At 42.1% G+C, this 16322-nt stretch carries 11 protein-coding genes, 3 pseudogenes and 1 riboswitch; of the genes and pseudogenes, 12 read left to right on the top strand and 2 right to left on the bottom strand.

The window, feature by feature from the left end; translation table 11 throughout:
• Positions 1 to 100: 100 nt before the first annotated feature.
• The 6 genes from NFS43_RS20170 (at position 101) to NFS43_RS20195 (ending at position 7280) form a co-directional block, all read left to right on the top strand.
• Entirely contained in the window at positions 101 to 1093 is a 993-nt protein-coding gene (locus tag NFS43_RS20170) for an ABC transporter permease (protein WP_251554600.1), read from the top strand.
• Between the two features lie 36 nt (positions 1094 to 1129).
• Positions 1130 to 2083: a sugar ABC transporter substrate-binding protein gene (locus NFS43_RS20175; RefSeq protein ID WP_251554601.1), complete on the top strand. Its 954-nt coding sequence runs from the start codon at positions 1130 to 1132 to the stop codon at positions 2081 to 2083.
• A 22-nt stretch (positions 2084 to 2105) separates the two neighbouring features.
• On the top strand, positions 2106 to 2480 hold the full coding sequence (locus tag NFS43_RS20180) for a sensory rhodopsin transducer (RefSeq protein ID WP_251554602.1): 375 nt from the start codon (positions 2106 to 2108) through the stop codon (positions 2478 to 2480).
• Positions 2481 to 2571: 91 nt separating this feature from the next.
• On the top strand, positions 2572 to 4416 hold the full coding sequence (locus NFS43_RS20185) for a cache domain-containing sensor histidine kinase (RefSeq protein ID WP_251554603.1): 1845 nt from the start codon (positions 2572 to 2574) through the stop codon (positions 4414 to 4416).
• Positions 4409 to 6037, top strand: a complete 1629-nt coding sequence (locus NFS43_RS20190) for a response regulator transcription factor (protein WP_251554604.1) — start codon at positions 4409 to 4411, stop codon at positions 6035 to 6037. The genes NFS43_RS20185 and NFS43_RS20190 overlap by 8 nt, the downstream gene beginning before the upstream one ends.
• 22 nt (positions 6038 to 6059) lie before the next feature.
• Positions 6060 to 7280 carry a cupin domain-containing protein gene (locus NFS43_RS20195; RefSeq protein WP_251554605.1) on the top strand — a complete coding sequence of 407 codons (1221 nt, stop codon included), beginning with the start codon at positions 6060 to 6062 and terminating at the stop codon, positions 7278 to 7280.
• A 211-nt stretch (positions 7281 to 7491) separates the two neighbouring features.
• Here the strand turns inward: NFS43_RS20195 and NFS43_RS20200 are convergent, their stop codons facing one another.
• Positions 7492 to 8481 carry an LCP family protein gene (locus tag NFS43_RS20200; protein WP_251554606.1) on the bottom strand — a complete coding sequence of 330 codons (990 nt, stop codon included), beginning with the start codon at positions 8479 to 8481 and terminating at the stop codon, positions 7492 to 7494.
• A 165-nt stretch (positions 8482 to 8646) separates the two neighbouring features.
• Positions 8647 to 8772 (bottom strand): DUF3789 domain-containing protein, encoded by a 126-nt coding sequence (locus NFS43_RS24470; protein ID WP_277613983.1) that lies wholly within the window; start codon positions 8770 to 8772, stop codon positions 8647 to 8649.
• A gap of 47 nt (positions 8773 to 8819) precedes the next feature.
• A riboswitch (cyclic di-GMP riboswitch) is annotated at positions 8820 to 8905 on the bottom strand.
• Between the two features lie 144 nt (positions 8906 to 9049).
• Between NFS43_RS24470 and NFS43_RS20205 the strand changes: the two are divergent.
• The 6 genes and pseudogenes from NFS43_RS20205 (at position 9050) to NFS43_RS20230 (ending at position 16314) form a co-directional block, all read left to right on the top strand.
• A pseudogene (locus NFS43_RS20205) lies at positions 9050 to 9759 on the top strand (IclR family transcriptional regulator).
• 39 nt (positions 9760 to 9798) lie between these two features.
• Positions 9799 to 10685: pseudogene (locus tag NFS43_RS20210) on the top strand (acetaldehyde dehydrogenase (acetylating)).
• A gap of 23 nt (positions 10686 to 10708) precedes the next feature.
• Entirely contained in the window at positions 10709 to 11737 is a 1029-nt protein-coding gene (dmpG, locus tag NFS43_RS20215; RefSeq protein ID WP_251554607.1) for a 4-hydroxy-2-oxovalerate aldolase, read from the top strand.
• Between the two features lie 148 nt (positions 11738 to 11885).
• Positions 11886 to 13295, top strand: a pseudogene (locus NFS43_RS20220) (GntP family permease).
• A 697-nt stretch (positions 13296 to 13992) separates the two neighbouring features.
• Complete coding sequence (locus NFS43_RS20225) at positions 13993 to 15255, top strand: class-III pyridoxal-phosphate-dependent aminotransferase (RefSeq protein ID WP_251554608.1); 1263 nt, start codon at positions 13993 to 13995, stop codon at positions 15253 to 15255.
• A gap of 42 nt (positions 15256 to 15297) precedes the next feature.
• Complete coding sequence (locus NFS43_RS20230) at positions 15298 to 16314, top strand: phosphotransferase enzyme family protein (protein ID WP_251554609.1); 1017 nt, start codon at positions 15298 to 15300, stop codon at positions 16312 to 16314.
• The last annotated feature ends 8 nt before the right edge of the window (positions 16315 to 16322 follow it).

Below are 16322 nucleotides of genomic sequence, written 5' to 3' on the forward strand. Positions count from 1 at the left end.
GTGACAATTTTTTTGCTTATAAAGCCCTCTATCAAGGTATTTTATAGCCTGTTTTAAATAAAAGTTTTTACAATACGAACTTGCAAATAGGAGTGAAAGAATGGAAAACCTAAAGGTTCAAATGGAAGAAAGAAACCATGCAACACCGCTGAAAAATAACATGAAAGCCAAAAGTAATCTATTAAAAACATACGGATTAGTAATCGCCCTGCTTCTGGTATGTGCAATTTTCTCGGTCCTTTCACCTGTGTTTCTACAGCCGACTAACTTGATGAACATTTTAAATCAGGTGGCGATTAATGCGATTCTGGCCATCGGGGTTACCTTTGTCATCCTGATTGGGGGGATTGATTTAGGGCTGGGATCTTATGTGGCTATAACAGGATGTATGGCAGCTTTATTTGCTCATCCGAATACGTACCCGGTTATGGTGCCGATCCTGCTGGCTGTCCTTGGCGGAGTCTTGATTGGGGCAATCAACGGCTTCTTTGTCACAAAGGCTAAATTGGCGCCATTCATCGTCACTTTAGGGATGATGACCATTGCCCGAGGAGGCGCGCTTGTCATCAGTGAAGGACGGCCGATCTCCAATCTCTCTTATTCTTTTAACTTAATCGGCGGCGGCGCGTTATTTGGGATCCCAATTCCAGTTATTCTCCTTGCTGCAGTCTTTGTCATTTCCTTCTTTATCCTTAGAAAAACTAAATTTGGCCGATATCTATATGCCATTGGAGGAAATGAGGAAGCATCCCGTGCATCTGGGATTCATGTGAACAAAATTATCCTATCGAGCTACATCATTTGCGGGGCATTGGCAGGATTAGCTGGGTTAATCCAGGCATCAAGGATTACAACCGGACAGCCGAACGTGGGGGTGGGATATGAATTAGATGCCATTGCGGCTGTTGTCATCGGCGGCACAAGTCTGATGGGCGGTGTTGGTACCGTTACAGGGACCGTCCTTGGAGCATTGATTATCGGAGTCATTAATAATGGCTTGGACCTGCTTAATGTCTCTTCCTACTATCAACAAATTATTAAAGGAATGATCATAATCGGGGCTTTGCTAATTGATCGAAAGAAAACAAAATAATCGTTACAAAAATAAGGGGAAACAGGGGTGGAGAAAGTGAAGAAATTTACGAGTGTTTTATCGGTTTTATTAGTCTTCTTACTTATTGCAGGCTGCGGAATGCAGACAACTGGCACCGCTAAAAAGGAAAAAAAGAAGGATGATGGCCAAATTGTGATTGGAGTTTCTTTATTGAATCTCGGTAATGAATTTATTGTGCAAATCAAAAATGGCATTGAGAAAAAAGCAGACGAATTGGGTGTCAAAGTCATTATCAATGATGCCCAGAAAAGCGCTGATAAGCAGCTTCAGCAGGTGAACAGTTTTATTGCCCAAGGTGTAGATGCCATCGTGGTAAACCCGGTGGAAACAGAGGCCTCTTCTCCAGCAGTTGAAAAGGCCAAGGAAGCAGGAATTCCAGTCATCAATGTCAATGGCGTGACAACAGCTGAACCTGATGCGTTCGTTGGATCAAGGGATGAGGAGTCTGCTGAAATCGCGATTAAATTTCTTGCCGAAAAACTGAATGGCAAAGGGAATATTGTCATGATGCATGGCTATCCTGGCCAGGCAGCTGAAATTAAACGAACAGACGGAGCCAAAAATATTTTGAAACAGTATCCGGATATGAAACTAATTGCTGAACAAACAGCCAATTGGTCGCGGGATGAAGCTTTATCCTTAATGGAAAACTGGCTGCAGGCTAATAAAGGGAAAATCAATGGCGTATTTGCGCAAAATGATGAAATGGGGATGGGGGCTTTGCAGGCTCTAGAAAAAGCCGGCGTCAAGGATGATATCGTATTAATTAGTATTGATGCCATTGCTGATGCCCTGCAGGCTGTTAAAGATGGAAGACTAGATGCGACGGTTTTCCAGAATGCGAACGGACAAGGCGGAGGAGCCATTGAAACAGCTGTGAAAATGATTAAGAAGGAAGACTATGAAAAAGAAACCTATATTCCATTTGAGCTAGTAACAAAAGAAAACGTGGATAAATACTTACAATAATCATACATGGAGGATGATCAATATGAATAGAAAAGAAGGTTCCACCGTTTGGTATATTCCTGATGGGTTTATCCCGCTAAAAAGCTCCGGCATTCTTGAAAGCCATGAAGCCATCTGTATTTTAAATTGTAACGAGCAAGATGCGGAAACGAAGGTAACGGTTTACTTTGAGGATCAAGAGCCGATTGACAATATTCAAGTGTTGGTTCAGGGGAAAAGAACTAAACACATTCGTACGGACTTGCTTGAGGGAAATGGCAGAAAAATCCAGAAAGGCGTACCTTACGCACTCCGGCTTGAAAGTAATCTGCCAGTGATCGTTCAATTCAGCAGGATGGATGCCACTCAGGCGGAAAACACACTGATGACAACGATGGCCTATCCTGCGGAACAATAAAACAACTTTTTGGAGGAAGGGGCTCATCTTTCCATTCATTGAATGATTAGTATAATAAGAGGTAAAGTTTCTATTAATGGAGATGGAAAGAATGCCCCCTTTATTCCGGTTACTGGCTAGACGCTTTACGAATAGAAGTATCCAATATCAACTGTTGCTCACGTATACCTTGGTTATTCTTGTACCGATCATTTTATTCGCCGTATTTTCCTATGTAACCTCTTCCAAAATCATTACCAAAGAAGTGAATCAGAGCAATGAGCAGCTGGTGGAAGGGATTAAAAGGAATATCGATATCTATTTAAACAGGCTGGACAATGATTCAAGGGTTTTTTCCGCGAGGGTCATTAATAATAATATTGATTTAAGCGCTGACAAGTCATTAAGTAATGTGGATTTTTTAGAGAATAATAAAGAAATTAATGACTATCTAAATAGCACTTTTGATTCTACGAAAGACTACTACAATATTCGAATTTTTTGGGATAATGGGGACTTTATCAATAGTGCCTATAATCGGATTGATTATCGGTTAATTTCGTACGATTCACCTGAAGAAAAGAAATGGAAGCAAAGGATGCTTGATAATGATCAAGATAAACTGATTTATGACGTTCATCGGCTAGAAAAGGGAGGGAAAATTAGTTTCGTTGCCTCAAAGCCTGTCATTAATCAATTTAACCATCAAAGGATTGGCTATATTTGTTTTGATAAAACCCTGGATTCGTTTGGCAGCATTTTTCGCCAATTTGAAAATAGAACTGGCAGTGCCGTCCAGGTAGTCAATGCGGATCAAACCATTCTCTATCATACCGATCATTCACTCATTGGAACAAGTGTAAACCATCAGTTACTTAATAAAGTTGTAAAGTCAAAGGGAAATAGTTTCACAGCAGAAGTGGATGGGGAAAACCTTCTGATCGTATCATCTAAACTGAATGATCAGGGGCTTCTGATTATCGGTTCCGTGCAGCAGAAATATCTTTCGGACCAATTACAGTCTTTAAAGTATGTTACTTTCATTGTAGGGATTACGGCTTTAATGGTCGTGTTTATTCTATCGATTATTCTATCGATTCGAATATCCAAGCCCATTAAAAAGCTGAGCGAAATCATGAGTACGGTAGAGAAGGGGAATTGGGAAGTGGATATGAATGTTCCAAATGCAAATATCGAAACCGATGTTCTAAAAAGAAGTTTCCAATCGATGTTAGATAAGATAAAAGAGCTGATTCGAACGCAATACGAATCAGAAATAAATCGTAAGAATGCCGAGTTAAAGGCCCTTCTCATGCAAATCAATCCCCATTTTCTCTATAATACGCTCGAGGTAGTGGAAGGCATTGCGGATGATAAGGGAGTTTATGAAATTTCGGACATATCCCAATCATTAAGTAAAATGCTGCGTTATAGCATTGATTTGAAACAGGAAAAAGTCAAGCTGGTATACGAAGTCCAAAATTGTTTAGATTTTTTTCTGATCATAAAAAGCAGGTTTGAGGATCAATTAATCATTGAGCATGACATTGATCCTGAAGTTGAAAAATTCATGATCGTAAAAATGGTTTTACAGCCTTTGGTGGAAAATTCAATTAAGCATGGGGTTGAAAAAAAGTTCGGGCAGGGGTTCATTCAATTATCCATTAAAAAAGAGGCAGACCATGTCGTCCTAAAATTGCAGGACAATGGGGTAGGTTTTGCTGATGACAAGCTAAAGGAATTTGAGAAGTTTATGAAAGAGCAAGGTGAGATGAGCTACTTCCCTTCCAATATCAAAAGTATAGGACTGAAGAATGTCTATGCAAGACTAAGGATGGTCTTCGGAGAAGAATTATCTTTTGCTATTAAAAGTGCTCCGGGTCAGGGAACCTTGATCACGATTAAGTTTCCAGCACTTGAATACATTCCTGAATCGGGAGGCGGGCAGGATGGATGAAAGCATGACAACTCTAATAGTGGTCGAAGATGAAATTGCTGTCAGAAGAAGCATCATCGGAAAAATTCGTCGTGAAAACTTACCCATATCCATTCAAGGTGAATATCAAAATGCTGAAGCTGCCTATGCTCACATCCAGAAGAACCCTCCTGATATCGTCCTTCTGGATATGAGAATGCCTGGGATGGGCGGGATGAGGTTCTTAGAAATATTAAATAGTGAATTTCCTGACATACAGGTGATTGTGTTAAGCGGCTATTCTGAATTCGAATATGTTCAAAAGGCGATAAAATGCGGGGCAAAGGACTACTTATTAAAACCTGTCGTTCGCCAGGAATTAAAGAACACTCTAAAGAAAGCGATTTCAATCGCAGCCAAATTGAGCCGTAAACGGGCGGAGAAGAAAAAAGTTGATTCCTATATTAAAACCAGTCTTCCCTTATTTATGGCAGACGTGTTAAATCGACTTATTCATGATTTTAATAGGACAGAGTTGGAATACGAAAGGCTGCTTCAGCCAATTGGTGATGATCCAACCTACAAGTGGTTCCTGCTCATGAATGGGAAGATTAAAAATGATGATCAAGTAAAAGACATTGATCAAGACAAAAATAAAACCCTTACCAATGACATTCAAGCAATGCTGGAAGAAGCCATGGGAAGACCAGCATTTCTCACAAACTTACTCGATCCAAGTATAAAGGATGGATTCCAATGCATCTTTGGTTTTGAAGAAGAAGTGGATGAGGAGGATGTCGATACACTTAGGGCAGACCTAAACACTGCGATTAACCGTTTAGCTAAAACGAAAAATATCAATCTACAACTTTTCATTAGCGATACCTACCAGGATATTTTGGATACTCGGAAAAAATATTTGGAGTCCCTTTATTCTTCCTTGTTTATAGAAGAAGAGCCGCCGCTCCTCTTTTTCAAGGATATTCAAGAAAGGGCGTCAAGTCCCAGCATCGATTCCAATGAGCTCAAAGACTTGATTCACTTTATAAAGACCTACAATCGTAAGAGAATCGTTGCGGAAGTAAACCAAATATTTGAGCGCATGAATGGAGACCTAGATCGTTTCCTTTCGGCTCAAAGATTGGCCATTGACATTTTAACCTCTTTCGTGAAAAGGGACGTTTTTCAAAATGTCCGTCTTCCAGATGATATCGGGTATCGTTTCTATGAATCAATCAGATCCTTTCAAACTATGGAGGACATAAAATTCAGCTTACTTTCCTCTCTTTTTGATATTGCTGATCAGATTGCCAGAAAACAAAATAATCCATGTAACAGTCTCGTTCTTGAAGCGAAGAAGATCATCGATGAGAGGTTTCAAGAAGAGATTACGCTTGAATCCATATCCCATAAGCTTAATATCAATAAATCCTACTTTAGTGAGTTGTTTAAAGAGGAGATTGGACTGAACTTTAATAAATATTTAAATAAGGTTCGAATCGAGAAGGCCAAGGAATTACTCGTAGTTCATGATATGAGCGCTGCAAAAATCTCAGAATTAGTGGGGTACAAAGATCCCGTTTATTTTTCAATCGTGTTTAAAAAGTTTACTGGATTTCCTCCAGGAGAATTTAAACAAAAAAATCAAACATCGATTATCTAAATGAGAAAGGGTTGAATATAAAATGAATCAAACCATTAAAAGTTTATCAGCTGCCATTGAAAAATTAGTAGAAGAGGGACAAGGCGTGTTAAGACTAGCCCCAACATGGGTACCGCGTTCCTTCTGCCGCCCAGGGAAAAGGTTAAGACTTCATCCGGAAGATTTATATGTGCTTGGATTGTCCCGCGGCGGAATTAACGAACGCTGGTTTTCTTCGACAACGCACGCTGAAAACGGCCCGGGCACACCAGAGGATGAAGGCATGAGCTATGTAGTTTCAAAAGACGGAAAGGAGCAAATCCTTCTGAAAGAGGTGGTCGACACTTTAAAAGGGGAAGCTATCGGGGAGGAATTATGGGAAAAATATCAGGGCTGGCCGGTCTATTCTAAGCTTTTTGATAACCTTGGTCCACTGCCGCATCATATTCATCATAATGATGAAGCGGCCGCTCGGGTAGGGCAAAAAGGGAAACCAGAAATGTATTTTTATCCTTCTCAGCTGAATAACCACGGCGGGGAGTTTCCTTACACCTTTTTCGGCATCAGTCCAGGTGTGACAAAAGAACAAGTGAAAGAAGCCTTAATGAACTTTACCAAGGGTGATAATAAAATTACCGATCTATCCCGGGCATTTAAATTAACATTGGATACTGGATGGGATGTCCCTCCTGGCATCCTGCATGCACCAGGCAGTTTGTGCACGTATGAGCCTCAATTTGCATCGGATGTGTATGCGATGTACCAGTCGGTGTTGCATGGTGAACATGCTGTACCGGAAGAGCTGCTTTGGAAGGATACGCCGGAAGAGGAAGTTGGCAATTTTGACTATTTGATGAGTATTATCGACTGGGAGAAAAACACGGATCCTGATTTCTACCAAAATTATTTTATGGCGCCAAAACCGGTCCGTCCAATTAGTGAGATGGAAGAGGAAGGGTATTTGGAAGAATGGATTTGCTATAAGAGTAAGGTGGTTTGTGCCAAACGGTTAACGGTTCTGCCAGGAAGATCAGTCACGATTAAGGATAGCGCGGCTTATGGTTTTTATATGCTGCAGGGGCATGGGAAGTTTGGTGCTTGGGATATTGAGACGCCGTCGTTAATCCGTTATGGACAATTAACCAATGATGAATTTTTCGTAACGGCACCCGCTGCTAGAGCTGGTGTTACCATCACGAATCATTCTATGACGGAGCCGATTGTTCTTTTGAAGCATTTCTCTGAAAATAGTGATTTAAAGTAGGATGAAATGATGAAGTAGATTTTCAGAGGGACTATATTGCGGTTTTTCATTCCTAGGAATTAGTCAAAGGGCCAGAATACATTTTGTTTTCAAAATAGATTCTGCGCCTTAGTTCAAACTATAGCAAAAAAATACCATAGGGAGAACATCCCCATGGTATTTTTAGATTGAATAAAAAACCGGAAAAGGTCTTATTCGGCAATTGGAGTGGCTATTCAAAATAGGTTGTTACGATTTCTTTAATTTTATTTTGATCTAGTACTATTTGTGAGTTATTAGCCTTCAAGATATCATCATACATGGTTTTGCCTGTACCGGTTATTTGATGATAGGTTAATTGGTTCACGATGTCGACATCTTTGACCGCTAGTCCAAGACTTAACATATCTGTTGTAGACATATTAGAGGCCAGGATAAAATCTGGAATAGATTTTACAAGACTAGGGAGCTCTGTTATATTGCCTGGACTTAAAGCTTTCTTGCCAATTCCTTTTAAAGCCTCCATTTGCAATTGCTGACGCCCATATTCTCCGTTTTTTAAGGAATAACGTTCATGAACAACCTCGGTCACCATTTTTCCATCAAAAGAATGGGTACCGGCAGTTAAGGTTTTGTTGGCGTTCTCTGGATACCAAGAATGGGTTAATTTCACATCGAAGGGCAGACTCATGTCAATCCCGCCCACGGCATCCACCATCGATTCAAAGCCCCAGTAATTGGTTTCCACATAATAATTAATCGGAACGCCCATGAGATTGCTAACCGCAGAAACAGCAGCTTCTATTCCCTTTTGAGCACCCAATTTGGATTGCATGATGTATTGGACACTGGTCAATTTCGTATAGCCATATCCGTCTAAATGGACTCGGGTATCACGGGGAACACTGACTGCATTAAATTCATTTTTGGTTAAATCCACGTGTACCAGCATCATAGAGTCTGAGTGACCGATTTTCTGACCCTTTCTTTGATCGGAACCTATTAAAAGGATGTTAAATTCCGGTTCTTTAATTTCCACCTTTTCTGTCGGCGTCTTATCATCCTTTTTCGTCTCGTCTGATTTGACGACTGGAACAGAAGTAAAGTGTTTTTCTGGCTGTAATTGGTGATATTCATAGGCAATGCCTGCACCAGCCAATATAATGATCCCTAGTAAGCTTAATCCAATAATCTTCCATATTTTTCTTTTCTTCTTTTTCATGATTCCTCCATGAAGCTTTGTTTTTTTACAATATGAGTAAATTTTACTATTAATAATAGGGCGATTCAATAGAATATCATTGGAAGACCAAGAGGACGGTATTCATGGTTGAAAATCATATGAATCTTACTAAGACACAAAAAAAAGCACCTAAAATTGGCGCTTTTAGTAACTTTTTTCATTTTGATAAGCTTCAAGGCGTTGGTCTCCATTTTTTGCGGCCACCATTAGGCTCATAGTAAACAGTACGCAGGGTGATCCAACGAACAGGCCTGCTAGAAAGTATAACATAGATGCCCTCCTTTTGGGTATTTCATAATTCGCAGGAAGGTTTCATATTCGGCAGCTGGCTGGCATAGTTTTATAAACCTTAGCCCCTTTAGTTTTGCGCCACCATTTTTCAATGGTTTTGCCCTTTCGTACGAACTATGTATTTTCGACTATATCATACCATAATTTTCAAGAAAGCAATATTAAATAATACTATTAACATCAAAAATATAAAAAACCAATGACTGAGCGCTTCATTCAATCAGTTGAAAGGGCGGCGGAAATCCTTGAACTGTTTATGGAAACTTACCCAGAGTTGAGCATTAAAGAGATTAGCGATCATTTAGGGCTTTCAAAAAGCACTGTCCACGGAATTATGAAAACACTGGAGCATAGGGGCTATCTCCAGCAAAATCCTGAGAATCAAAAATACAGGTTGGGAATCAAGCTGTTTGAGCTGGGTAATTTCGTAGGGAAACACCTTGATATTGGAAATATAGCCCGACCCATTATTCGGAAGCTTGTGGAGGAGTTAAATGAAACTGTGCACCTTACCATTTTTGAGCGTGACGAAGTCATTTATATCGAAAAATTAGAAGGACCGCGAGCACTTACGATCTATTCTCATATTGGAAAACGGGCCCCGATCCATTGTACAGGAGTTGGAAAAGCCATCCTTGCCTATTTGAGTGAAGATGAAGTGGAACGTCTTTTGGCAAAGGAAAATTTGAAATCACGGATTTTACATTAACCAATATTGAAGACATTAAAAATCAACTGGCCATCGTCCGAAGGCAGGGATATGCGGTTGATGATGAAGAAATTGAGATAGGGCTGAAATGCATTGCGGCGCCGATTTTTAACCATCAAGGAAAGGTTGTATCTTCAATCAGTTGTGCGGCTCCAAAGCTGAGACTGGATGAAGAGAAGCTTCCAAAGGTCATTGCCGGCATTAAAGGTGCTGCAGCTGAAATATCAAAGCAATTAGGCTATAGGGTTACACATTAAATTCAAAATAAACAAACATATAGGGAGAGGAGAATTATTTTGACAAAAGTTAAAGTGGCTGTTCTTGGTTCAGGGAACATTGGTACTGATTTAATGATTAAACTTGGCCGTTCAGAGTTGTTGGAGCTGACAGCTGTCATTGGAATCGATCCACAATCGGACGGCTTACGCCGTGCGAAGGAAATGAGATATGCGGCTGTTTCTACAGGAATTGATGGATTTCTGGCAGATCCGAATCTTGAAGCAGATATTATATTCGATGCAACATCAGCTAAGGCACATTTCTACAACGCGAAGGTGTTGAAGGAAGCTGGGATCAAGGTGATTGATATGACCCCTGCAGCGGTTGGTCCGTATGTATGTGCAGCTGTAAATATTGATGAACATCTCGATAAGGATAACATCAATCTAATCACTTGCGGAGGACAGGCTACGATCCCCATGGTTCATGCAGTTAACCGAGTAAGTCCGGTTGAATATGCCGAAATTGTTGCGACCATTTCAAGCCGAAGCGCTGGTCCGGAACCCGCGCAAATATTGATGAATTTACTGAAACCACTTCCCGTGCAATTGAGGTTGTCGGCGGTGCCAAAAAAGGGAAGGCCATTATGATTTTAAATCCGGCCGAACCGCCCATTATGATGCGTGATACCGTCTACACACTCGTTGAAGAAGGAACGATGGACGAGGATGCAATCCGGAAGTCAATCAGTGAGATGGCAGAGGTTGTTCAATCGTATGTTCCTGGCTATAGGCTTCGGACGGAACCGATCTTTGAAGGTAATAAAGTGACAATTTTTCTTCAGGTTGAAGGTGCCGGCGATTATCTGCCTAAATACTCGGGCAACCTCGATATCATGACGGCAGCAGGGGTCAAGATTGCGGAAGAGTTTGCAAAAAATCTATTAGCTAAAGAAACAGTGTGAGCTAAGGAAGGGGTTTGAGGATCATGACAAACGAACGAGATATTCTTATTACCGAAGTGGCCTTGCGTGACGGCAGCCATGCTATCGCCCACCAATATACCGTGAATCAAGTACTGAAAATTGCCAAGGCGCTGAATGATGCCAACGTCCCTTATATCGAAGTTTCCCACGGTGACGGCCTTGTTGGGTCATCCTTGCAATATGGTCTTTCCCGCACAAATGAATTGGAATTGATTGAAGCAGCAGTTTCTGTAGCTGATCAATCAAAGATTGCTGTCCTGCTTTTGCCAGGGATTGGAACACTGCATGAACTAAAGGAAGCGGCCAATCTTGGAGCGAAAATGGCACGGATTGCCACTCATGTTACAGAAGCTGATGTGGCGCCACAGCATATTGCGTATGCGAAGGAACTGGGAATGGAAACGGTTGGGTTTTTGATGATGAACCATATGGCCCCCGTTGATAAGCTAGTCGAGCAGGCAAAGCTGATGGAAACTTATGGCGCAGATACAGTGTACGTAGTTGATTCTGCTGGTTACCTGCTCCCGCACCAGGTTCGTGAACGGATTCGTGCTTTAAAACAATCAGTTGGCATCCATGTCGGCTTCCATGGCCATAACAATCTGTCTCTTGCCATGGCTAATACACTTGCAGCAATTGAAGAGGGAGCAACCAGGATTGATGGCAGTGTGCGCTGCCTTGGTGCCGGTGCCGGTAATACTCAGACTGAAGTGCTTATCGCTGTTCTGGATCGCATGGGAATTAAAACTGGAGTGGACTTGTATAAAATGATGGATTTGGCTGAGGACATTGTGGCACCAATCCTTCAGGTTCCGCAGGAGATTACCAGGGATAGCCTGACACTTGGCTATGCCGGGGTATACTCAAGCTTTGCCCTTCATGCCAAGCGGGCGGCTGAAAAGTTCGGCGTTGATTCACGAGATATTTTAATAGAGCTGGGCAAACGCAAGGTGGTTGGCGGTCAAGAGGATATGATTGTCGAAGTTGCAGCTGAGATTGCAAAAAATAAGCAAAGCCCTGTTTTGGGATAAGCCAGATAGGGGATAGAGAAGGGACAACCTCGTTTTCTTCTCTCTCCATCTGGTCATATTATTGCGATATAATGTAAGCGTTTCCTAGTAATTGGAATTATTATTCATAAGCTAATAGAAAACAAGTCATATTTTTAAAGGGGATTATATGGAACTAGTCATTATTCTTTTGGCGCTTGGCCTATTAATGTTCATTGCTTATCGAGGCTTCTCGGTTATCATTTTTGCACCAATCTGTGCCTTGTTTGCTGTATTATTAACTGAACCAAGCTGGTTATTGCCTTGGTACTCCAATGTATTCATGGGGAAAATGGTTGAATATATTCAATTATACTTTCCGATTTTTCTGCTGGGCGCATTATTTGGTAAAGTCGTTGAAATGTCAGGACTTGCCAAGAGTATTGCTTCTACTTTAATTAAGGTTGTTGGTGAAAAGCGCGCCATTCTCGTCATTGTATTACTTGCTGCTATCTTGACATACAGCGGCATCAGCCTAGTTGTCGTTGCCTTCGCTGTGTATCCTTTTGCAAGGCACTTGTTCAGGGCGTCCAATATCCCGAAGCGTTTAATTCCTGGTACAATCGCTCTAGGCTCATTCACATTCACGATGGACGCACTTCCAGGATCACCCCAGGTACAAAATGTTATCCCTACTACATTTTTTAAAACCAATCTATATTCTGCACCAACCTTAGGCATTATCGGCGCAATCTTTATCTTTATTTTAGGTATGTGGTATTTGGACTCACGCCGCAAAAAAGCCCTGAAGGCCGGCGAAGGCTATGATTCTTTCGGAACAATTAAAGAAGAAAATCAAATAGAAATTGATTTAAATGAGCATGAAAGCATCGGGCGCCGGGTTTTTGCCTTTGTGCCAGTTGTCTTGGTTGCCGTCCTGAATAAAGTCTTTACCACTGTTATTCCACAATGGTATCCAAATGGTTTTGATTTTGAGGCTATCGGTCTTGCTTTTCCTAGCATCGAAACATCAAAGGTGGTCGGTATTTGATCAGTTGAAATTGCATTGATCGTCGGTATCATCACAACGATCCTTTATAACCGCAAACCGGTTATGATAGATTTTAAAGAAGGCTCAAAAATCGGCGTTGCTGGTGCCCTTCTTGCGATTATGAACTCTGCAACAGAATATGGATTTGGCGCAGTCATTTCCAATATGCCAGGGTTTAAGATTGCTAGAGACGGCATCACGGCTGTGTTCTCACATCCATTGATTAACGGAGCGGTAACAACCAATGTTTTATCGGCCATTTCCGGTTCAGCTTCTGCCGGTATCGCGATTACTTTGGGTATGATGAGTGAAACTTATATTAAACTCGCAAATCAATTCGATATCCCGCTTGAAGTTATGCACCGCGTTATTTCGATGGCTTCGGGCGGAATGGATACACTGCCGCATAATGGAGCTGTCATCACTTTGCTGGCAATTACCGGTCTGACCCACAAGCAATCCTATAGGGATATTTTTGCAGTTACCATTATCAAAACAATTGCAGCATTCTTCATTATTGCCGTTTATCTAGTGACTGGTATCGTTTAATAATTTACAGCAAAGGCATTCCATGGGTTGGCCAGGGGGTGCCTTTTTTGTCTATTACAATGCCAGGAAAGATTGATGCTTCATTCCTGGAATATTGCTATTAATCTGCCGGTATAGTCTTCAAGCGCCTGTAACTGTCGGATAGCAGTTGTTGACTGTCGGAAGAGCTCCTGTAACTAACGGATAACAGCCGCCAACTGTCGGGAAAACTCTCAACTGCCGGATAACAGCCGCCAACTGTCGGATAAGCTCCTATTACTATTGCGGCCGCCCCCGTTAGTTAGGGTGCTCTTTTACAGTTTGTCCGATGCTATCGGATACCCCTCCGATTGCCTGCCCCTGTCTATCAAATGAATCAATCCTCTTTTCCACCCTGCCAAAGCCACCTTGCTAAAAGTTTTTCCAATTGATTAGATTCAAAAAATCATACCAGCCCATCCTATCCCTCTCCCTGCAAATCCTAAAAGATGATAAAACTATTTTTTAAAAAAAGAGCATTGCTATGAAGGGAGGAATATCCGGAACCTCGGATTTTTATTTTAAAAATTCAAAAAGTTCGTCAGGAAACCTGACAGAAATTGGGACGAAATCCTATTTGGGACTTAAAATGGCAATAAATACACAACAACATTCAACAAAACAACAAAATCCACATGAAAAACAAAAAACTTTACTGATTGGAAAGGGAGGAAACGACGTGAGTTACTTCATCGAAAAAGAGGCAGTCCTTGATAAATCCATTAAATATTGGAATCCCGGCAAAACCATCCAATGGCAAAAAGACGGCGTCGATTTGGTCATGGGAAAACGAGAAGGATACACATTTTTTGATTTAGACGGCAAACAATTGATGGACGTTCACCTAAATGGAGGCACCTACAACCTTGGCCACCGCAATCCGGAAATCATCTCCACTTTAACGGAAGCCATGAAGGATTTTGATATCGGCAATCACCATTTTCCTTCCCTCGTTCGTGCCCAATTAGCAGAAGCACTGAATAAAGCCACACCTGATAGCTTAAAGTATTCCATCCTTTCAAGCGGTGGCGGGGAAGCCATTGACGTCGCATTAAAATGTGCCCGATATGCCACAAAAAGAACAAAAATCATTTCGATTGAAAATGGCTACCATGGCCATACCGGCTTAGCTGTATCGGTCGGCAATGAGCGCTATTCCAAGTTATTTTTAAGCAATGGCAATGAAAAAGACTTTGTGCAAGTGCCATTTAATGATCTGGAGGCAATGGAGCAAGCCCTTTCCAAGGAAGACGCAGCGTGCGTCATTATTGAAACCATCCCGGCTACCTACGGTTTTCCATTACCTGAAGAAGGCTACCTCGCGGCCGTCAAGAAACTGTGTGAAAAATACGGAAGTCTTTACATCGCGGACGAGGTCCAGACAGGCCTAATGCGGACCGGCGAAATGTGGGGAATCGATGTATATGGCGTGAAGCCGGATATTTTAGTGACCTCGAAAGGATTAAGCGGTGGAATCTATCCGATCGCGGCAACAGTCGTCAGTGAGCAAGCAGGCAAGTGGATGATGGAGGATGGTTTTGCCCATATCTCGACCTTTGGCGGTGCTGAACTGGGATGCATTGTGGCGATGAAAGTGCTCGAAATCACGCAGAGAGACGAAGTCAAACAGAATGTCCGCTTTGTTTCAAGCTATATTCGAGAAGGGCTTGAAAAAATTAAAAGTGAGAATGCAGACTTCTTCGTGGGAATTCGCCAGCTGGGAGTGGTCATGGGACTGGAATTCAACCATCCAGAAGGGGCAAAATTCGTGATGCAGTCGTTATATGAAAATGGCGTATGGGCGATTTATTCCATGCTCAATCCACGAATCCTTCAATTTAAACCAGGTCTGCTTTGTGATAAGGCCTATTGCGATGAACTTCTCAATCGGGTGGAGGCCAGTGTGAAAAGTGCTTCAGCCGCATGTAAAATAACCAATTAATGGATTGGCGCTGAGAATTTTTTAAGGAAGGAGTTTCGATTTATGACCGCAATCAATCAGCCTGTGGGCTATGATCCCTTGCCATTTTATCAGGAACTTGCAACGGCTGCGCTGGAACAATTTTCACTTCCAGCAGACGTCGCCATTAAACTATTAAACTACTCCGAAAATGTCACCTACTTGGTAGAAAGTGAACAGGACGGGACAAAACAAATCCTTCGCTTAAATCGTCCCGGCTACCATACCAAAAAAGAATTGGAGGCAGAGCTGATCTGGATTGAATCGATCCTGGAAAGCTCCTCGCTGGAGGTCGCTGAACCCATTGCCGGAAAAAATGGCGAGTATGTTCAAGTCATCGCTCCCAGCCAATTTAAAGAGCCCTATCATTGCGTCATGTTTAGTTTCTTATCCGGCCAATCGCCGGATGAAACAAATGAAAAGGGCTTGTCAATGGAGTTTGAAAAGCTTGGTGAAGTTACCGCGCAGCTTCACAATCAATCACAGGGCTGGGCAGGTTCCCAGTCGCTGGCTCGGCCCACATGGGATTTTGAAACGATGCTTGGCTCTAACCCAACGTGGGGGAGATGGCAGGATGGCGTGGCGGTCACTCCGGCACGGAGGAAGCTGTTTCAAGCGGCCGCAGACAAAATTGAGCAAAGGCTCCGGCAATTTGGCCAATCGAAAGACCGGTTTGGCCTGATTCATGCCGATTTGCGCCTGGCAAACCTGTTAGTGGAGGACGGCGCCATCAAAATCATTGATTTTGATGACTGCGGCTTCAGTTGGTACCTGTACGATTTAGCCACCGCATTGAGCTTTATTGAGCATAAAGAATACGTACCCGAATTGATTCAAGCCTGGCTGGCAGGCTATAAAAAAATCCGTTCGCTCTCAAAGGAAGAAGAAGAAATGATCCCAACCTTCATTATGCTGAGAAGACTGCTGCTAATTGGCTGGGTGGGGAGCCACATCGACAATGACACAGCACAGAGCCTGGGAGCCGGATTTACCGAAGAGACGGTGGCATTAGCAGAAAAATACTTGCTTCATTTTAAATAGAGGGGGTC

Source organism: Neobacillus muris, assembly GCF_943193175.1.
Classification (GTDB): Bacteria; Bacillota; Bacilli; order Bacillales; family Cytobacillaceae; genus Neobacillus; species Neobacillus muris.